Source organism: Pseudomonas sp. FSO-7, assembly GCF_059579345.1.
Map to the genome: position 1 here is coordinate 632,451 of NZ_CM184193.1, position 19,524 is coordinate 651,974.

General features: G+C 62.2%; 16 protein-coding genes, 1 pseudogene and 1 riboswitch. Of the genes and pseudogenes, 11 read left to right on the forward strand and 6 right to left on the reverse strand.

Features of this window, described 5'->3' with window-relative positions; genetic code table 11:
• Positions 1 to 38 precede the first annotated feature (38 nt).
• Genes AC515T_RS02710 through AC515T_RS02720 form a run of 3 tightly spaced genes read left to right on the forward strand, consistent with a single transcriptional unit; the run spans position 39 to position 2,964 of the window.
• Positions 39 to 995, forward strand: a complete 957-nt coding sequence (locus tag AC515T_RS02710) for a glycosyltransferase family protein (protein WP_496531346.1) — start codon at positions 39 to 41, stop codon at positions 993 to 995.
• Positions 996 to 1,050: 55 nt separating this feature from the next.
• The gene (locus tag AC515T_RS02715; RefSeq protein ID WP_496531347.1) at positions 1,051 to 1,815 is read left to right on the forward strand and encodes a glycosyltransferase family protein; all 765 of its coding nucleotides are present in this window, start codon (positions 1,051 to 1,053) and stop codon (positions 1,813 to 1,815) included.
• Between the two features lie 48 nt (positions 1,816 to 1,863).
• Positions 1,864 to 2,964, forward strand: a complete 1,101-nt coding sequence (locus tag AC515T_RS02720) for a glycosyltransferase family 4 protein (protein WP_496531348.1) — start codon at positions 1,864 to 1,866, stop codon at positions 2,962 to 2,964.
• On the opposite strand, the gene AC515T_RS02725 is transcribed toward AC515T_RS02720, so the two are convergent.
• Positions 2,950 to 3,555: a BUD32 family EKC/KEOPS complex subunit gene (locus AC515T_RS02725; protein ID WP_496531349.1), complete on the reverse strand. Its 606-nt coding sequence runs from the start codon at positions 3,553 to 3,555 to the stop codon at positions 2,950 to 2,952. The genes AC515T_RS02720 and AC515T_RS02725 overlap by 15 nt on opposite strands.
• Before the next feature lie 107 nt (positions 3,556 to 3,662).
• On the opposite strand from AC515T_RS02725, the gene AC515T_RS02730 reads away from it, so the two are divergent.
• From AC515T_RS02730 to hldE, 5 genes and pseudogenes are all read left to right on the forward strand, one after another.
• Entirely contained in the window at positions 3,663 to 4,835 is a 1,173-nt protein-coding gene (locus AC515T_RS02730) for an O-antigen ligase family protein (RefSeq protein WP_496531350.1), read from the forward strand.
• A gap of 15 nt (positions 4,836 to 4,850) precedes the next feature.
• A complete protein-coding gene (gene msbA / locus AC515T_RS02735; RefSeq protein WP_496531351.1) occupies positions 4,851 to 6,656 on the forward strand; it encodes a lipid A export permease/ATP-binding protein MsbA in 1,806 nt (601 codons plus the stop codon).
• A 213-nt stretch (positions 6,657 to 6,869) separates the two neighbouring features.
• Positions 6,870 to 7,314, forward strand: a pseudogene (locus tag AC515T_RS02740) (sulfotransferase family 2 domain-containing protein); the annotation flags it as partial.
• Positions 7,307 to 7,915 (forward strand): adenylyl-sulfate kinase, encoded by a 609-nt coding sequence (gene cysC, locus AC515T_RS02745; RefSeq protein WP_496531352.1) that lies wholly within the window; start codon positions 7,307 to 7,309, stop codon positions 7,913 to 7,915. The pseudogene AC515T_RS02740 and the gene cysC, both read left to right, overlap by 8 nt.
• Positions 7,916 to 8,014: 99 nt before the next feature.
• Positions 8,015 to 9,436, forward strand: a complete 1,422-nt coding sequence (gene hldE, locus AC515T_RS02750) for a bifunctional D-glycero-beta-D-manno-heptose-7-phosphate kinase/D-glycero-beta-D-manno-heptose 1-phosphate adenylyltransferase HldE (protein ID WP_496531353.1) — start codon at positions 8,015 to 8,017, stop codon at positions 9,434 to 9,436.
• 144 nt (positions 9,437 to 9,580) lie between these two features.
• Here hldE and AC515T_RS02755 read toward each other — a convergent pair whose 3' ends face one another.
• The 4 genes from AC515T_RS02755 to AC515T_RS02770 form a co-directional block, all read right to left on the reverse strand.
• Complete coding sequence (locus AC515T_RS02755; RefSeq protein WP_014336264.1) at positions 9,581 to 10,546, reverse strand: hypothetical protein; 966 nt, start codon at positions 10,544 to 10,546, stop codon at positions 9,581 to 9,583.
• Positions 10,547 to 10,580: 34 nt separating this feature from the next.
• On the reverse strand, positions 10,581 to 11,393 hold the full coding sequence (locus AC515T_RS02760; RefSeq protein WP_496531354.1) for an aldo/keto reductase: 813 nt from the start codon (positions 11,391 to 11,393) through the stop codon (positions 10,581 to 10,583).
• Complete coding sequence (locus AC515T_RS02765; protein ID WP_496531355.1) at positions 11,390 to 12,565, reverse strand: NAD(P)/FAD-dependent oxidoreductase; 1,176 nt, start codon at positions 12,563 to 12,565, stop codon at positions 11,390 to 11,392. Before AC515T_RS02765 ends, AC515T_RS02760 begins: the two co-directional genes overlap by 4 nt.
• Positions 12,566 to 12,848: 283 nt before the next feature.
• Positions 12,849 to 13,181 (reverse strand): DMT family transporter, encoded by a 333-nt coding sequence (locus AC515T_RS02770; RefSeq protein WP_046065574.1) that lies wholly within the window; start codon positions 13,179 to 13,181, stop codon positions 12,849 to 12,851.
• Positions 13,182 to 13,282: 101 nt separating this feature from the next.
• Between AC515T_RS02770 and AC515T_RS02775 the strand changes: the two genes are divergently transcribed.
• Complete coding sequence (locus AC515T_RS02775) at positions 13,283 to 14,173, forward strand: LysR family transcriptional regulator (RefSeq protein WP_496531356.1); 891 nt, start codon at positions 13,283 to 13,285, stop codon at positions 14,171 to 14,173.
• Positions 14,174 to 14,195: 22 nt separating this feature from the next.
• Entirely contained in the window at positions 14,196 to 15,470 is a 1,275-nt protein-coding gene (waaA, locus tag AC515T_RS02780; protein ID WP_496531357.1) for a lipid IV(A) 3-deoxy-D-manno-octulosonic acid transferase, read from the forward strand.
• 158 nt (positions 15,471 to 15,628) lie between these two features.
• Here waaA and AC515T_RS02785 read toward each other — a convergent pair whose 3' ends face one another.
• Positions 15,629 to 17,068, reverse strand: coding sequence for a TolC family outer membrane protein (locus tag AC515T_RS02785; RefSeq protein ID WP_305482467.1), 1,440 nt, complete (start codon positions 17,066 to 17,068; stop codon positions 15,629 to 15,631).
• Positions 17,069 to 17,226: 158 nt separating this feature from the next.
• Positions 17,227 to 17,332, forward strand: a riboswitch (TPP riboswitch).
• Between the two features lie 161 nt (positions 17,333 to 17,493).
• Here AC515T_RS02785 and thiC point away from each other — a divergent pair.
• The gene (gene thiC / locus AC515T_RS02790; RefSeq protein ID WP_305491602.1) at positions 17,494 to 19,383 is read left to right on the forward strand and encodes a phosphomethylpyrimidine synthase ThiC; all 1,890 of its coding nucleotides are present in this window, start codon (positions 17,494 to 17,496) and stop codon (positions 19,381 to 19,383) included.
• Positions 19,384 to 19,524 lie beyond the last annotated feature (141 nt).

The following is a 19,524-nucleotide window of genomic DNA, read 5'->3' on the forward strand; positions in this document are numbered from 1 at the left end:
GGTTATTTATCAAGTCGTTCGGTGCCGCAAGGAAAACGATGAAAGTTCTGTTTCTGGTGCAGAAAGAACAGCGGGCCATCCTGGACCGACTCTACGAAGGCGTGGCCGCTCATTGCGAGTGCGACTTGCGCTGGCTCGACAGCAAGGAACAACGCAACCTGCGGGGATATTTCCGCCGCCATGTGGACGTATCGCGTTATGACCGGATCGTGTTTTTCCTGCGTTTCAAGCAGGAGATCCGCCAAGCCGGCTTCATCCGCACGATCCCCAACCTGGTGATTCTCGAGCACGATGCCTACCAGAATTACATCCCGTGCAAATACACCGGCAAATTCAGTGCGCATTACCGTCGCCTGCCATGGGTGCGGGTGATCAGTTCCGGCTTCATGGTGACCGAGCGTCTGCGCGGCGAAGGTTTCGATGCGGTTTTCGTGCCCAAGGGCTACGATCAGTCGTTATTGCAGGATCAGGGCCGTGAACGGGATATCGAGTTGGCCTTCGTCGGCAGCACCAACAGTGTGGCCTACAGTGGTCGCAAGGCACTGCTGGATGAGCTGGGCCGGGTTGAGCCACTGGTCGTGACCCGGACCAAGTCCGGCGAAGAGTATTGCGAAACCCTCAACCGTATCCGTTTTTTCGTCAGTGCCGACGTGGGCATGGGCGAGTTCATGATCAAGAATTTCGAAGCCATGGCCTGTGGCTGTGTGCTGCTGGCGTTCGATCAGGGCATTGAGGAGGCGCTGGCGCTGGGGTTGCAGGACATGCAGAACGTGGTGTTGTACCGTGACATCCCACAACTCCAGGAAAAGCTTTCCCGGCTGCGCGCCGACCCCGAGCTGGCACGCAATGTGGCGCACAACGGCCAGAAGCTGGCGCTGGAACAGTTCAGTTTCGCGCGCATCGGGCAGAAAATCGTTGAAGCACTGGAGCCGCCCTTGCGGCCTCGTGCCCCGTTGAATCTGCTGGAAACGTTGCGCCTGAAGCTGGGCGTTTGACAGGAACCGTTGAGCCATCCGATGTTTGGATGGCGTTTGATAAATTGGTATTTCCGTGCAGTTTTCCGACGATAGTGACATTACCCTGGTGGTAACCAGTTGCGGCCGGCTCGATCTGCTCAAGCAGACCCTGGAGAGCTTCGACCGCTTCAATACCGCGCCGATCCGTGAAGTCTTCATTACCGAAGATGCCGGCGACGAAGGCGTACATGCTGTTATTCCTGCTCACTGGAAGGACCACACGACGGCCTTCGTCAATCGACCGAAGCTGGGGCAACTGGCTTCGATCGACCTGGCGTACGAGCACGTCAAGACGCCTTACATTTTTCACTGTGAGGATGACTGGGCATTCTATCGCCCGGCCTTCGTGGAAGATTCGCGCACGATCCTGGAGCAGCGACCGGATGTTCTTCAGGTGTGGTTGCGCAACTATGTCTACGATTTGTGCGTGCACAGTCCTTACATTCATTTGGGCGAGCGTGAAGTCATCGGCGGGGTGCCTTGCTACCCGTTGATTTCAGACAAGCCCGAATGGCAAAGCTTTTCGCTCAACCCTGGCCTGCGACGGTTGAAGGAGTATCGGCTTTGCGCCCCTTTTGCCGGTTTCGGCGGTGAAAAAGCCTTGTCGCTTCGCTATGCCCAACTGAACTTGACGGCGGTCACGCTCGAAGGGGATGCTGTTTTGCACACCGGATTCGGGGTTCATGTGGAAGTGCCCGTGGAGCGCCAGCGCAAGGCTCGCCGCAAGCGCCGCGAGCAGGTCAAGTTGTCCTTGGTCCTCTTGCTCGGAGTCTGCATTGGCTGGCTTATCAACTATTGAATGCCACGACGCATGAATTCTGGTCCGCGATAAAAGGTTTGCTGCTCGATGAGCGTTATCAATGTCATGTGGGCGGGCGGTGCACCGTTCGCCTCGGTACACAAGGTTCACAATCAGATTCTCTCGCGGATGGAACCAGCGATGCCTGTCAAGACATGGCTCTTGCAGGGGGCGGCTGCCTGCAAGATGGATGTCGGGTCGACGCTGGAGTGGAACATGACCTCGGCCCGGCTCAAGGGCCGACACGTTTGGCGCCTGCTCAAACCCCTCATGCACAGTCGTTTCCGCCAGGCGTTGCTCGACAGCGATGCCCGTGTGGTGTTGCTCGATGGCATCGGCGTGGCCCGTGCCTTGTTGCCGGTCCTCAAGGCTATGCCGCAGATTCGCGTGGTGGTGATATTCCATGGTGCGACACGGCTCAGTCCTGCGGGCCGCGAGCTGTTGCGCGGCTTCCCTGCTTCCCGCCTGACCCTGGCAGCGGTCTCCCAGACCCTGGCGATGTCGCTCCAGGACGAGTTGGACATCCCGGTCACTGTGCTGCGTAGCGCGTTCGACCCGGCGCAATTCCAGGCTGCACTGCTGTCTCGCGAAGCGGCACGTGCCCGGCTGGGTTTACCGGGTCCAGAAACGCGGATATTTGGTGCGGTGGGAAGGCTGGTGGACAGCAAGGGGTTCGCCTGTCTGTTGGAAGCCTTTGGCCGGGCGGCGACCCACCATCCCGATTGGCGCCTGGTGATTGTCGGCGAGGGGCCGAGGCGCGAAGCGCTGCAAGCGCGGATTGCCCGGCCGGATCTGGTCGACAAGATCTTGCTGGTCGGGCATCTGGAGGATGTGGCGACGCTCTACCGGGCATTTGACTGGGTGCTGATCCCGTCCCTGGACGAGGGCCTTGGGCTGACCCTCCAGGAAGCTGTCCTGGCTCGCGTCCCGGTACTGTCCAGCGAACTTGCGGTCTTTCGTGAACAACTGGGCGACACCGGTTGGTACGCGATACCCAACGACGAAAGCGGCTGGAGCGAGGCGATCGAACGAGCGGCGCAGGCTCCGGCCGAGACAATCGCCGCGGCCCAGTACCGGGCACTGGCCCCTGACGAGGCCTGGTCGAGTTTCAGCCAGGCCGCGCGGAATTTGATCTCAGGCAGCCAGTAGGGCGTTTTCCAATGCTTGCATCGGAAAGCTCCCGTTCAGGTTCTCTCGGGCAATATAACGAGCGAAATGCTGCAAGTTACGACGTGCCAGATAGCGTGGCAGCGGCGAGCGCAGGAAGCGCATGTCGGCGACATCGATCAACCCCAGTTGGTTTTCAGGTGTGACGACGATGTTGCCCAGGTGCAGCGAGCGAAAATAAATACCGCTGGCATGCAGGCTGCGGATCAGCTCGACAAGCGCGGGAAGGGTATGCTGCCAGCTGAAGTTTTCCTGATTCGATAATTGACGCAGGGTTTTACCAGGGAGCGGTCGATACAGTACGGCGGTCATGCCGGGTTTTTGCAATTTGTAGAAGGCCAGCACTTCGAGGGTCGGCACGCCGAGCTTCTGCAGGCGGGCCGCATTATTGATGAATCGTGCTGAATAAGGCCTTAGCAGGGCCGAAGAAAATAGCCGCTTGCGGCGAAACAGCTTGAGGATATTCCCATCCTGCAGCAAATAGACTTTTGGGCCGTAGCTATCGGCCTCCAGAATGCTGGCGCCTTCAATCAATTGATTCAAAGCGGCTTGGGGAAGCCGTGAGGATTGCATCGTAGGGAAACCTTGTTGAAAGAACCGGTGCCGTGGCGGGCCATGATGCCCAAAAGTTTTTGTTTTCACCATGCCGGTTTGGCTGGTACACCGTTTAGGAGCGATAGATGCGGGCAACACGTTGGGTGCAGGGCTGGATGGCCTTTGGCTTGTTATGGTTTTTGCTGGCGATAGCCCTTGCACCGACCAACAAAATCTATCAACAAGGGTTGGTTGCATTTCTCTGGTTGCCGGTAATCGTCTTCGCCTGGTCGGCCCGCCATCGGCTGGTGGAGTTGTGGAACGCCCAACGGGTGATCTACACAGCGTTGCTGGCGCTGATGCTCTGGGCATTAGTCTCGCTGTTCTGGGCCGAGGTGGCAGAGCCTGCCCGGGAAGCCAAGCGACTGCTCTACATCTTGGCATTCCTGTTGTTTTTCCCGATCTTCGCCGACGGCCAGCCCGAACGAGTGATCCGTATCATGCAATGGGGAGGGCTGGGGCTTGCACTGACGGCCTTGATGGCCATCGTCCATTTCTATGGGTATGCGAACAATCACTGGGATGCACGCCTGGAAGGGTTGGGGGAGCTGTCCCATCCGATCCTCGGCGGCTATGTGATTGGATTGGCGGCGATCTGGATGCTGCACTGGACGCCACGTCATATCGGGCTGCAAGCGCTTTGGACGGTGGCGCTGGGGCTATTGGTGGTCTTCGTGGTGGCGAGCCAGAGTCGTGGCGCCGCACTGGCCCTGCTGCTCAGCGTACTGGCCATGCCGATCTACTGTCGGGACCAGCGTGCCCGTATTATCGCCGCCACGGCCTTGGTGCTGGCGATGCTGACCTTCTGGTTGCTCGAACCATTGGTCATGGCACGCGGTGCTTCCTATCGCCCCGAGATTTTCATGTCGAGCCTGCACATGATTGCCGAGCGCCCATGGGGCGGTCTTGGCGTAGCGGCCGACTACCGGATCACCAGCCAGGGCCTCACGTTCGATCACGCCCATAATCTGTTCAGCCATGTCGCCATTCAACTCGGGCTGCCGGGGCTGCTGCTGTGGTGCATGGTCTGGTTCGCCGTGTTGCGCGAAGCCTGGCGCGCCCGAGAAAGCCTGCTGGGCCAGGGCGTGCTCGGCATGTGGGTGTTTTCGTTCCTGGCGATGCAGTTCGACGCCGCGAGCCTGACCGGAACTCCCCGTGCCGAATGGTTCATTACCTGGTTGCCGATTGGCCTGGCCAGCGTTTTGACCTGGGCGCGGGCCAATCCCGATGGCTGTGATAAAATTCCGCGTTCTTCCTAACCAGTGAGCCCGACGATGAGTGACGCACCGCCCAAAGCGGAACAGGATTCCAGCCTGAAGATCTATTTTCGGTTGCTGGGATACGTCAAACCCTACGCGGGCATCTTCCTGCTGAGTATCCTGGGTTTCGTGATATTTGCTTCGACCCAGCCCATGCTGGCCGGGATTCTCAAATATTTCGTCGACGGCTTGAGCAACCCCGATGCGGTGCTCTTTCCCAACGTGCCGTACCTCAAGGACTTGAAGCTGCTGATGGCGGTGCCGCTGCTGATCGTTCTGATCGCTGCCTGGCAGGGCCTGGGGTCGTTCCTGGGTAACTATTACCTGGCCAAGGTTTCCCTGGGGCTGGTGCACGACCTGCGGGTCGAGTTGTTCAAGAAGTTGCTGGTGTTGCCCAATCGTTATTTCGACACCCACAATTCCGGGCACCTGATTTCCCGCATCACCTTCAACGTGACCATGGTCACCGGTGCTGCCACCGATGCCATCAAAGTGGTGATCCGCGAAGGTCTCTCCGTGGTGTTCCTCTTTGCCTACCTGGTATGGATGAACTGGAAGCTGACCCTGGTGATGCTGGCGATCCTGCCGCTGATCGCGGTCATGGTCAGCAGCACCAGCAAGAAATTCCGCAAGCAAAGCAAAAAGATCCAGGTGGCCATGGGCGACGTGACCCACGTTGCCTCCGAGACCATCCAGGGCTACCGCGTGGTGCGCAGCTTCGGCGGTGAGGCCTATGAAGAGCAGCGCTTTACCAACGCCAGCCAGGGCAACACCGACAAGCAATTGCGCATGACGCGTACCGGCGCGGTCTATACGCCGATGCTGCAATTGGTGATCTACACCGCCATGGCGGCCCTGATGTTCCTGGTGCTGTTCCTGCGCGGCGACGCGACGGCCGGTGACCTGGTGGCCTACATCACGGCTGCCGGCTTGCTGCCCAAGCCGATTCGCCAGCTCTCGGAAGTCAGCTCCACTATCCAGAAAGGCGTGGCCGGTGCCGAGAGCATCTTCGAGCAACTGGATGTCGAGCCGGAGGTCGACAGGGGTACGGTCGAGCAGGAGCGTGTCAGCGGTCGTCTCGACGTACGCGATCTGAGCTTCACCTACCCCGGCGCTGACCGCGAGGTGCTCAAGGACATCAGCTTCACCGCGGCACCTGGGCAGATGATTGCATTGGTGGGCCGTTCGGGCAGCGGCAAGTCGACCCTGGCGAGCCTTATCCCGCGCTTCTATCACCATGAGGTCGGCCAGATCCTGCTGGACGACGTGGAAATCGAAGACTACCGCCTGCGTAACCTGCGTCGTCATGTCGCCCAGGTGACCCAGCATGTCACCCTGTTCAACGATTCGGTGGCCAACAATATCGCCTACGGCGACCTGGCCGGTGCCCCACGGGCCGACATTGAAAAGGCGGCCCGGGATGCCTATGCGATGGACTTCATCGAGCAGTTGCCCCATGGCCTGGACACCGAGGTGGGTGAAAACGGTGTGCTGCTGTCCGGCGGCCAACGCCAGCGCCTGGCCATTGCCAGGGCATTGTTGAAGAACGCGCCGCTGCTGATCCTCGACGAGGCGACCTCGGCGCTGGACACCGAGTCCGAGCGGCATATCCAGGCGGCGCTGGACCAGGTGATGAAAGGCCGTACGACCCTGGTCATCGCTCACCGTTTGTCGACCATCGAAAAAGCCGACCTGATCCTGGTAATGGACCAGGGCCGGATCGTCGAACGGGGTACCCATGGCGAACTCTTGGCGCAGAACGGCTACTACGCGCGTCTTCACGCCATGGGGCTGGACGCTCCCGCCCAGAATATCGCCTGAGCCCGGACTCCAGGCTCTGATAGCCGGCCTGTCTCTCACGGCCGGCTTCGATCAACGGTGGGAGCGAGCCTGCTCGCGATAGCGGTGTGCCTGGGCCGGTGAGTTGAATGTGCCGGTGCCATCGCCAGCAAGCTCGCTCCCACTGAGTTTGTATCGAAAACGTTACCTGCGTTGACCAATCCACAATAAATCCGCGATCCGTGACTGCTAGGGTTTGGCTACAGTTTCAAATCTGCTTTTGTCCGCGATCCGCTGGAGCGTGCGTATTCAGCCTATGCTTTCCTGCGGGGCAATACGTTGGGGCCGCGCGATCAGGCGGAGCAGAAAATGGTGGGCCAATACCGCGACTTCGATGATTTCGTCGCGCGTTGGCTGCACTCGGAGAACATCACCCGGCAATTGCATTTCGCTGCCCAGACGGATTTCCTCACCGACTCCCTCGGCCACTTGGCGGTGGACTTCATCGGTTACCAGGAAATACCTGGACCGGGACCATCAGCGGGTGTGCGAACACCTGGGGGTGGTCGCGACGTTGCCCCATGTGAACCACAGCTGGCAACGCGCCACGGCGCCGGTAAGGGATATTTGCTCGGTGCGGACCCGTCGGTTGGTGCGGCGGGTATACCAACGTGATTACGAGATGCTTGGTTATGAATGAAACGTCAAACGTGTCGATGCAGCCGCCGCAGATTCGTCCTTATGCACAGGCGCTCACGCCCGCGGATCGGGCGGCCATCAAAGCCCAGCGCCCACGCTGCATCTGGCTGACGGGGCTGTCGGGGGCGGGCAAGTCGACCCTGGCCAATGCCTTGGAAGTGCAGCTCAACCAGCAGGGCTTGCACACCTCCCTGCTCGATGGCGACCACCTGCGCCAGGGGTTGTGCCGGGGCCTGGGCATGGATGCCGAGGCCCGCAAGGAAAATATCCGTCGCATTGCCGAGGTCGCGCGGCTGATGGTCGATGCCGGCCTGATTGTCATCGTGGCGGCCATCTCACCGTTTCGTGCCGACCGGGAGGCTGCCCGGCAGTTGTTTCCCGAGGGCACCTTCGTGGAGGTTTATGTGAGTACACCCTTTGACGTCTGTGCCCGACGTGACCCCAAGGGGTTGTACCGCGAAGCCCTTGCCGGGCGGATCAAGAACTTCACCGGGCTCGACAGCCCCTACGAGGCACCCCTTGCGCCGGACTGCGCGATCGATACCAGCGAGGAGGAGCTGGCCCAGGCCTGTGCGCGGCTATCGGCGTTGCTGCAAATCTGATGGAGCGAAGGTCCTGGCCTCGCGTTGCAGCCATGGACAAGCCTTTGCCAACCCTGTGCTAATATCGCGGCCCTGTTCATTTTGTATGTGGGATGCTCCATGAAGTTGTCCATGCCGCGATTCGATCAAGCCCCTGTATTGGTGGTCGGCGATGTCATGCTCGACCGCTACTGGCATGGCGGAACCTCACGGATTTCCCCTGAGGCGCCGGTACCTGTGGTCAAGGTCGAGCACATCGAGGATCGCCCCGGTGGTGCCGCCAACGTTGCCTTGAACATCGCTGCCCTCGGTGCGCCGGCCTCCCTGGTGGGCGTGACCGGCGACGACGAGGCCGCCGACAGCCTGACCAACAGCCTCAAGGGCGCGGGCGTGCACGCGATATTCCAGCGCGTTGCGCACCAGCCGACCATCGTCAAGCTGCGGGTCATGAGCCGTCACCAGCAACTGCTGCGCATCGATTTCGAAGAGCCTTTCGCCACCGACCCCCTGGCCCTCGGTGCCGAGGTCGACAACCTGCTCGAAGGCGTCAAGGTTTTGGTGTTGTCGGACTACGGCAAAGGCGCGTTGAAAAACCACCAGGCGCTGATCCAGGCCGCTCGTGCCCGGGGTATCCCGGTAGTGGCCGACCCCAAGGGCAAGGATTTTTCCATCTACCGTGGCGCGAGCCTGATCACGCCGAACCTCAGCGAGTTCGAAACCATCGTCGGGGGTTGCGTCGATGAGCACGACTTGGTGAGCAAAGGCGCGCAGTTGATGCAGGACCTCGACCTCGGCGCCCTGCTGGTGACCCGTGGCGAGCATGGCATGACCCTGCTGCGTCCCGATCACCCCGCGTTGCATTTGCCGGCCCGTGCCCGTGAAGTGTTCGACGTGACGGGGGCCGGCGACACCGTGATTTCCACCCTGGCCGCGGCGATCGCTGCCGGCGAGGAACTGCCCCATGCGGTCGCCCTGGCTAACCTGGCGGCAGGCATTGTCGTCGGCAAGCTCGGTACGGCCGCCATCAGCGCTCCTGAGTTGCGCCGCGCCATCCAGCGCGAGGAAGGCTCCGAGCGGGGCGTGCTGGGCCTGGAGCAACTGCTGCTGGCCGTTGACGACGCCCGTGCCCACAACGAAAGAATCGTCTTCACCAACGGTTGCTTCGATATCCTGCACGCCGGCCATGTGACTTACCTTGAGCAGGCCAGGGCTCAAGGCGATCGCCTGATTGTCGCGGTCAATGACGATGCCTCCGTGAGCCGTCTCAAAGGGCCAGGGCGTCCGATCAACAGCGTCGACCGGCGCATGGCCGTCCTGGCCGGCCTGGGAGCGGTGGACTGGGTGATCAGCTTCAGCGAGGGCACCCCGGAAAACCTGCTGCGCCAGGTCAAGCCGGATGTGCTGGTCAAAGGCGGTGACTACGGGATCGACCAGGTCGTCGGCGCGGACATCGTCACGGCCTACGGCGGCACCGTGAAGGTGTTGGGGCTGGTGGAAAACAGCTCGACGACGGCAATTGTGGAAAAGATCCGCAATAACTGAGTCGCAGTTTGTAGAGCCAGGCAGCTGTAGTGGCGAGGGAGCTTGCTCCCGCTGGGTTGCGCAGCAACCCCATTTTTATGGGTGCTGTGCACCCAAGCGGGAGCAAGCTCCCTCGCCACAAAAGCACTCTGAGTGGTGTGGTTTCTAACGAGCCACCTTGCGCGGCACGATCTTCTTGAGCAACTGCCGGGCCTTGCCCTTGAGTCGGGTCAGGCCCGACTCCTTGCCCGGTGGCGTCAGCCCTTGCTGGCGCAGCCAGTCCTTCCAGCGAATCCGCTCGTCACGCACCAGCCAGCCGTCCTGCCGGGCGAAACTTTCCGCCAGGTACAGGCCACGGGTGCTGGCCGGATACAGCTGGTCCTTTTTCAAGGTATACAACTCGGGCAAGGGTTGCCCATCCTGCAGCGGCATCAGGTACAGGTCCGGTCGCTTGCGGTCCAGGCGCGCCACCAACTGGTCGCCCTCCAGGCGCTCATCGACGTGAAACAGGCTCAGGGACTTGGCTTCCTTGGGCACATCCAGGCGCAAGTCATAGATCAATTGCAGCGATGCCGTCGGCAGGTGCACGTAGGCCCGTGGCCGCTCGATCAGTTGCAGGTTGGCGCTGCGCACCGGGCGGGCCGAGCCCGACAGGGGCGTCAGGCGAAACGGCAAGGCTTCGCGATAATGCAGGGCGGTGGCGTAGGGCGCCGGTAGCCAGGTGTCATTGAAACGCCCGCCCAGCCAGCCTTCAGGGGTTTCCAGCAGGCATTCTTCAGCGATCTCGCTGATGGCGGTGAGCAGCGGCAGGTTCAGTTCGTGGGCCGGGACGTAGCCGGAAATCAGCTTGAGCACCACGTCGCCGCGATCCTGCCGGCGCTGGCGCACCAGCACCCAGTAGTCGCGGTTCTGCCAATGCAGGGTCAGGCGCACCGAGACGCCCAGGTTGGCCAGCTCCAGGGAAAAACGCTCGGCATCGGCTACCGCGACCGGCCGGCGGCGCTGCAAGGTCTGGGCAAAATTCAGCGGCATCCCGACGCTCTGGTAAGTGAGGCCTTCGGGGGTCGCTTCGACGAACAGGGGTAGGGTCTTGAAGTTACTCGGGTTCTTTCTGATGAGCGTACGCGGCATGTCGGCTCCTTCCTTAAGGCCGCGTAGGGCGGCGTCAGTGTTTACGCAGGACCGTGGCTACGGTCGCGACGTTATGGGCGAGGTGCAGCGGATTGATGGTGCCGACAATAGCACTGGCGACCCCGGGATGCTCAAACAACAGTTCGAAACTGGCGCGAACCGGGTCTACCCCTGGACTCAGGCAGACGTGGCCGCTGGCCAGGGCTTTTTTCACCAGGATCGCTTTGCCGTGCTCGCTGGCGTAGTCAATGACCGCCTTTTCGTTTCGTTCGTTCAGATTGTAGGTGACCATCGCGCAATCGCCTTGCTCCAAGGCCTTCAAGCCGCCGTCGACGGTCTTGCCGGAAAAACCGAAGCCGCCGATCTTGCCCTCGCGCTTGAGCGCCGCCAGGGTCGGGTAGACCTCGCTGTCGTTGAGGATCGCCAGGTCGTTGCCGTCTGAATGCACCAGGACCAGGTCGATGTAGTCGGTTTCCAGGCGCTTGAGGCTGCGTTCCACCGAGAATCGGGTATGGGCGGCGCTGAAGTCATGGCGTGACTGGCCCTCACTGAACTCTTCGCCGACCTTGCTGACAATCACCCAGTCGTGACGTTCGCCGCGCAGCAGCGGGCCGAGGCGTTCCTCGCTGCGGCCATAGGCCGGTGCGGTGTCGATCAGGTTGATGCCCAGGTCGCGCGCCAGTTTGAGCAGCATGCGCGCTTCGTCGTCATCGGGAATCTGAAAACCGTTGGGGTATTTGACGCCCTGGTCGCGGCCGAGCTTGACGGTGCCCAGGCCCAGGGGGGAAACCCGCGGGCCGTCGTGGCCCAGGGGACGATAGAGGTCATGCAGGGTCGCTTGGCTCATGGCAGCAGTTGCTCCCAGGCAGGCACGCCCATGGGCGGCTTCGGCAGGTCCGGCAGCGGGGCCGGATGACTGGGCTGGATGCCGTCGCGTTGCAGCGCGTTAACCACCCGATCGGCGAAGTCCGGCGCCAAGGCCAGCTTGGTTGGCCAGCCCACCAGCAGGCGATCCTGTTCGGCGAGGAAGGCGTTATCCGGGCGGGTCAGGCCCGACTGCAACGGTTCGGCGCGGTCAACTCGCAGCGTGGCCCATTGCGCGGTGCTGAGGTCGATCCATGGCAGCAATTGGCCAAGTTCTTTCTGAGCGACGGCGATTTGCTCGGCGGGTTCGCGGGCGATGGCATCGCCTTCGGCGAGGTCGCCCCCCAGGTACCAGACCCATTGGCCATTGGCGGCCGGGTGGGTGGTCACGGTGACGCGTGGCTTCGGTCCACCGCCCAGGCAATGGGCGTAAAGCGGCTTGAGGCTCGGCCCCTTGGCCAGGACCATGTGCAACGGCCGGGTCTGCATGGCCGGTTTGTCCAGACCCAGGGCTTTGAGCAGATCAGCGGTGCCTGCGCCCGCGCTGAGGATAATGCGCTGGGCACGGATCTCACGGTCGTCGACCTTCAGTCCGATCAATTCACCTGCTTCGCGCAGTGGCTCGATACGCTGCCCGGCCAGCAGGCTGTCGCCAGCCAGTTCCGCCAGGCGTGCGATCAGGCTGGGCACGTCCACCACCAGTTCGGCCAGGCGATAGACCTTGCCTTTGAAGCGCTTGTCTTGCAGGGCCGGCGGCAATTGGTCGCCCTTGACCTGATCGACCCGCCCACGCACGGCCTTGCTGGCAAAGAAACTGGTGAGGTTGCCGGCCAGGGTGCCGGGGGACCAGAGATAATGGGCATCGGACAGCATGCGCACGCCGGACAGGTCCAGCTCACCTTCGCCCTTCAGGGCTTCGCGCCAGCGGCGCGGCATGTCGGCGATGGCTTCCGAGGCCCCGGTCAGGGCGCCATGCAAGGCGTACTTGGCGCCGCCATGGATGATGCCCTGGGATTTGACACTCTGCCCGCCGCCGAGGCTGGCGCTTTCCACCAGCACGGTTGAAAACCCCTGGCGGCGCAAGCGCGCGTTCAGCCAGAGGCCGGCGACTCCGGCGCCGACAATCAGGATGTCGGTGGAAATAACGGATGGCATGCAGCGACCTCAGTGTTCAAGACGAGGGCGCAGTATACAGACTCGACGAAGAGGGCATTTGCTGACGGTCAACATCGGCAACTTGCGAGCAAAGCTTTTGTGGCGAGGGAGCTTGCTTGTGGCGAGGGAGCTTGCTCCCGCTGGGTTGCGCAGCAGCCCCATTTTTTATGGGCGCTTCGCACCCAAGCGGGAGCAAGCTCCCTCGCCACAAATGTGTTCCAGCTCAATGAAAAGGTATTCCAGCTCGATAGGAACGCAATCCAGCTCGATGATCAGTGGGTTTTCAGTGTCCGGCGGTCTTGGAAAACAGCTGGATCACCACCACCCCCAACACAATCAGCGCCATCCCCAGCATCGCTGGCACGTCCAGTTTCTGCCCGTAGATGAACAGCGCCGCCACGCTGACCATGACGATCCCCAGTCCGGCCCAGACCGCATAGGCCACGCCCACCGGTACGGTGCGCACCACCAGCGTCAGCATCCAGAACGCGGTGGCGTAGCCGACGATGACCAGCAGCAAGGGCAGGGGTGTGCTCAGGCCCTTGATCGCTTTCATCGAAACGGTGGCGATCACTTCGGCGCAGATGGCGATGGCCAGGTAGTAGTAGGCGTTCATGGGTAGCTCCTCTTGACGGTGCGTCTTTCGATGGGCCCATTCTAGAGATCGCCCAGATGCGGTAAAGTCATTACCTATCTGTAATCAAGATAGGTTGAGCCATGGACGTACAGTGGAACCTGGAGCAATTGCGGCTGTTTGTCGGAGTCGCCGAGAAACGTTCGTTTTCCGCTGTGGCCCGGGACCAGCGCAAGGCGCAATCGGCCATCAGCAGCGCGATTGCCTTGCTGGAGGAGGACTTGGGGGTGAGCCTGTTCGAGCGCAGCAGCGGCCGCCAGCCCAGGCTCACCGACGCGGGCGAAGCCCTGCTCGAAGAAGCCAGGGAAGTGCTGCGCCAGTGCGAGCGTCTCAATGGCCGGGCCCTGGCCTTGATGCGCGGGCAGGAAGCGTCGCTGCGCCTGGCCCAGGACGAAGCCATGCCCTATCAGCCGGTCATCGACAGCCTGGCGGCCCTGGCCGAGCAATTTCCCACCCTCGAAGTGCAACTGGCCAGCGCCGCCCAGGGTGATGTGGCGCGCAAACTGGTGGAGCGACGCGCCGACCTCGGCTTGCTGTTCTATCACGACCAGATACCCGAAGCGTTGGAGCGCCGGGTACTGGGCAGCGTCGAAATGGTCACGGTGTGCGGCCGGGACCATCCCCTGGCGAACCATGGCTATGTGACCTGCCGGGAAATGGCCCGGCACCGTCAGTTGTTGATGGCGACCCAGTCCAGCGTCTATCCCGGCAGCGAGCAGGCCAGCCCGCAGGTCTGGCGGGCCGACAGTTTCTATGTGCTGGCCGAATGGCTGAGGAGTGGCCTGGGCTGGGCCTGGCTGCCACGGCATGTGGTGCAATACCCAGCGTATCTGGGCGACATGGTCGAACTCAGCAGCGAATGGACCCCGCCGGCCCTGGTGGTGGAACTGGTCTGGCGCCGCGACGAACCCCTGGGGCCGGCCGCCCGTTGGCTGGCTGAACGTTTTGCCGTGCAGTTGCAGGCGATCGGCTGAAAACCCGATAAACTCCGCCGCCATGAACAGAACTCTCTATAGCGCGTTGTTTTATCTGGGGCTGCCACTGGTAGCGATTCGGCTGTGGTTGCGGGCCCGCAAGGCGCCAGCGTATGCCCGGCGCATTGGCGAGCGGTTCTCCTGGGGGCTGCCGGTGATGGTGCCGGGGGGCATCTGGGTGCATGCGGTGTCGGTGGGCGAGAGCATTGCCGCCGCGCCAATGATCCGCGCCTTGCTGCAACGTTATCCACAGCTGCCGATCACCGTCACCAGCATGACGCCCACCGGTTCGGAGCGGATCCGGGCGTTATTCGCCAGCGAGCCGCGCATCCAGCATTGCTATCTGCCTTACGACTTGCCTTGCGCCGCCAAGCGTTTTCTCGACCGGGTGCGCCCGTCCCTGGCGGTGATCATGGAAACCGAGCTGTGGCCCAATCATATTCACCAGTGCGCCAGGCGCGGCATTCCCGTGGCCTTGGCCAACGCGCGGTTGTCGGAGCGTTCGGCGCGGGGTTATGCACGTTTTCCCAAGCTCACCCGACCCATGCTCGCCGAGATGAGCCTGTTCGCCGTGCAGACCGAAGCCGAAGCCGAGCGTTTGCGCCAGTTGGGCGCCCGGGCGGAAACCGTCGAGGTCACCGGCTCGATCAAGTTCGACCTGACCATCGACCCGCAACTGCTCGAAGACGCCAGTGCCTTGCGTCGCCAGTGGCAGGCGACCGAGCGTCCGGTGTGGATCGCCGCCAGCACCCATGAAGGTGAAGACGAAGTGGTGCTGGCCGCCCACCGTCGGCTGCTCGACAGTTATCCCGATGCGTTGCTGATTCTGGTGCCGCGCCATCCCGAGCGCTTCGACGCCGTGCACCAGTTGTGTGTAAACGAAGGTCTGGTCACGGTGCGGCGCTCCAGCGGCCAACCGGTTACCGCCCAGGCTTCGGTATTGCTCGGCGACACCATGGGTGAACTGCTGTTTCTCTACGCGTTGGCCGACAGCGCGTTTGTCGGTGGCAGCCTGGTGCCCAACGGTGGGCACAACCTGCTCGAACCGGCGGCCCTGGCGAAACCGGTGCTCAGTGGGCCGCACCTGTTCAACTTCCTCGAAATCGCCGCGCAACTGCGCGCCGCCGGTGCGCTGACGGAAGTGGACGATGCCCGAAGCCTGGCCCTGGCGGTCCAGCGCCTGTTCGAACTGCCCCGGGATGCCCAGCGCATGGCCGAGGCGGGGCTTGCGGTGATGCGCCGCAATCAGGGCGCGTTGCAGCGGTTGCTGGCGGGGTTGGGGCGGTTGATGGGTTGAGCTTTTGTGGCGAGGGAGCTTGCTCCCGCTCGGCTGCGAAGCAGTCGTAAAATCGGCACTACCGTTCTGGCTGGCAGAACGCGGTGACTGGTTTTGGGCCTGCTTCGCAGGCCAGCGGGAGCAAGCTCCCTCGCCACAGGGGGATTCGTCGCCGGTGGTTACTGCGCCGGCCGCGAGCGCAACTGCTGCGCTGCCGCCTGGGCCAGGTCCGGCGGCAGGAAGTCGCGGTCGGGGTTGTAGTCGGGCTTGAGGTAGCGCGACAGGTCCTGCAGGTCCGCCGGGCTCAACGTCCCGGCCGCCTGTTTGAGGCGCAGGTTGTCGAGGATGTAGTCGTAGCGGGCGTTGTTGTAGTTGCGCACCGAGGTGTACAGCTGGCGCTGGGCATCGAGCACATCGACGATGTTGCGGGTGCCCACCTGATAGCCGATTTCCGTGGCTTCCACCGCGCTCTGGTTGGAGATGATCGACTGGCGCCGGGCCTGGACCTGCTCCACGTCGGTGTTGACCGCGCGGTGCAGGTTACGGGTGTTTTCCACCACCTGCCGGCGCAGGCCTTCGCGTTGCTGTTCGGTCTGGGTGAGCTGCGAGTAGGACTCGCGCACCTGGGAACTGGTCAGCCCACCGCTGTAGATCGGGATGCTCAGTTGCAAGCCGATAGTGCGTTGCTCGGCATCGCCGCCATAACGCTGGCCGGTGGGGCTCGGGTTGGTGAAACCGAGGCCGTCGTTGTCGCCTTTTCTGTACTGGGCTATCGCGTCGAGGGTCGGCGCATGGCCAGCCTTGCGTTGGCGCAGGGTGTCCTCGGCGGCATCGACGGCGTAGTTGCTGGCGAGCAGGTTCAGGTTCTGCTTGGCCGCCGTGTCGACCCAGGCCTTGGCATCGTTCGGCGTCGGCGGCAGGATCGGCAGGGTGTGGACGATGCCCTGGAGCGAGTTGTACTGGCGGTTGGTCAGGGTGATCAGCGCTTCGAACGCGTCCTCGACCTGGCGCTGGGCGAGGATCCGGTTGGCGCGTGCGGTGTCGTAGCTGGCCTGGGATTGCAACACGTCGGTCTTGTCCGACAGGCCGACGTCGAAGCGTTCGTTGGACTGGTCGAGCTGGCGCTTGAACGCCGCTTCCTCAGCCTTGGTCGAGGCCAGGTTGTCCTGGCTACGCAGCACGTTGAAATAGCTCTCGGCGCTTTGCAGGATCATGTTCTGTTCAGTGGCCGACAGTTGCAGCGACGCTTGTTCGTCGACGGACTTTGCCGCCTGGAGCTGGAACCAGCGGTCGGCGCGGAAAATCGGTTGGGACAGCGTGGCCTGATAAACCGTGGAACTGCGGGTGGCGGTCATCGCCGGCTGGTCGAGTTCGGTACGGGTGTTGTTCAAGTCTGCACCGGCCGAGAGGTTGGGCAGCAACCCGGCGCGGGCCTGGGGCACCACTTCCTTTTGGGCGCCGTATTGGGCGCGGGCAGCGGCCAGGTCGGCGTTGTTGTCCACCGCTTCCTGATACACGCTCACCAGATCGGTTTTGGTGGTCAAGGGCGCTTCGGCGGCCCAGGCCATGGCGTTGGACGCACAAGACACGGCCAGGGCCAGTGAGAGTTTGCGCAGCATGAGGCTATCCCTAATTCACTAATGAGAATGCGCATAAGAGGCGCGTGGCGTAGCGAGTGTAGTTGCGCGACGGCATGGCAACAATCCTGTATATGCGCCATTCATCACGCCTTTTGCCCTGGCGATGGCGTTCTCTGGTAGTTGTGTCTAGACTGGCCGGGTTCTTGTCGGGGTGCCTTGCTATGAGGCTGAGATCGAATAATTTCGGATCCCGTTGAACCTGATCAGGTTAGCGCCTGCGTAGGGAACAAGATTTCTCGTCACCCGGCGAGTCCTCTTGTGCTTCGTCCGGGATGTCGTTCGACCCTTGAACGCACTCGAGCAGCAAGCACAGCGTCCGCACTTTCGTGCAGGGACGCGTCCATTCGTTACAGGTTCGCTCCGACAAAAATCCACTGCCTGGATGTGTGTCTGGAGAGCCCGTGATGACGACAAAATCAAAAAACGCGATCAACCTCAGTGAATCGGCCCAGGTCGATCAGCAATCGGTTCAGCCCTTTACCCGCTCGCAAAAAATCTATGTCCAGGGCAGCCGCCCGGATATCCGCGTGCCCATGCGCGAAATCAGCCTCGACGTGACCCCCACCGACTTCGGCGGCGAAATCAATGCGCCGGTGGTGGTGTACGACACCTCGGGCCCGTACACCGACCCGAACGTGATCATCGACGTGCGCAAAGGCCTGGCCGATGTGCGCTCGCCGTGGATCGAAGCCCGTGGCGACACCGAGCGCCTGGCGGGCCTGAGTTCCAACTTCGGCCAGGAACGCCTGGCCGACCCCGAGCTGACCAAGCTGCGCTTTGCCCACGTGAACAACCCGCGTCGCGCCAAACCGGGCGCCAACGTCAGCCAGATGCACTACGCGCGCAAAGGCATCATCACTGCCGAGATGGAATACGTCGCCATCCGCGAAAACATGAAGCTGGAAGTGGCCCGCGCCGCCGGCCTGCTGGACCAGCAACACGCCGGCCACAGCTTCGGCGCCAGTGTGCCGAAAGTCATCACCCCGGAATTCGTGCGTGACGAAATCGCCCGTGGCCGCGCGATCATCCCCGCCAACATCAACCACACCGAACTGGAACCGATGATCATCGGCCGTAACTTCCTGGTGAAGATCAACGGCAACATCGGCAACAGTGCCCTGGGTTCGTCCATCGAAGAAGAAGTGGCGAAGCTGACCTGGGGCATTCGCTGGGGTTCGGACACGGTCATGGACCTGTCCACCGGCAAGCACATCCACGAAACCCGCGAGTGGATCATCCGCAACTCGCCCGTGCCGATCGGCACCGTGCCGATCTACCAGGCCCTGGAAAAAGTCGGCGGCGTGGCCGAAGACCTGACCTGGGAGCTGTTCCGCGACACGCTGATCGAACAGGCCGAGCAGGGCGTCGACTACTTCACCATCCACGCCGGCGTGTTGCTGCGCTATGTGCCGATGACCGCCAAGCGCGTCACCGGCATCGTCAGCCGTGGCGGTTCGATCATGGCCAAGTGGTGCCTGGCGCACCACAAAGAGAACTTCCTCTACACCCACTTCGAAGACATCTGCGAAATCATGAAGGCCTACGACGTCAGCTTCTCGCTGGGCGATGGCCTGCGTCCGGGCTCGATTGCCGACGCCAACGACGAAGCGCAGTTCGGCGAGCTGGAAACCCTCGGCGAGCTGACCAAGATCGCCTGGAAGCATGATGTGCAGTGCATGATCGAAGGCCCCGGCCATGTGCCGATGCAATTGATCAAAGAGAACATGGACAAGCAGCTCGAGTGCTGCGACGAGGCGCCGTTCTACACCCTCGGCCCGCTGACCACCGACATCGCGCCGGGCTACGACCACATCACCTCCGGCATCGGTGCGGCGATGATCGGCTGGTTCGGTTGCGCCATGCTCTGCTACGTAACCCCGAAAGAACACTTGGGGCTGCCGAACAAGGATGACGTGAAGACCGGGATCATCACTTACAAGATCGCCGCCCATGCCGCCGACCTTGCCAAGGGCCACCCGGGCGCGCAGATCCGCGACAACGCCTTGAGCAAGGCGCGTTTCGAGTTCCGTTGGGAAGACCAGTTCAACCTCGGCCTGGACCCGGACACCGCCCGCTCGTACCACGACGAAACCCTGCCGAAGGACTCGGCCAAGGTGGCGCATTTCTGCTCGATGTGCGGGCCGAAATTCTGCTCGATGAAAATCACCCAGGAAGTGCGCGAGTACGCCGCCAACCAGCGCATTGAAGCGGTGGATGTCGAGGTTGCCCAGGGTTTGGCGGAGCAGGCGGAGCGGTTCAAGAAGGAAGGTAGTCAGCTTTACAAGAAAGTGTGATTTGAGCCGGAAGGCGGCGGTGATCTCACTGCCGCCTTCGCGAGCAAGCCCGCTCCCACAGTAGATCGTTGGTGTACGCAGCTGTTGTGTTCACAGCAGGTCCATTGTGGGAGCGGGCTTGCTCGCGAAGGCGATCATCGG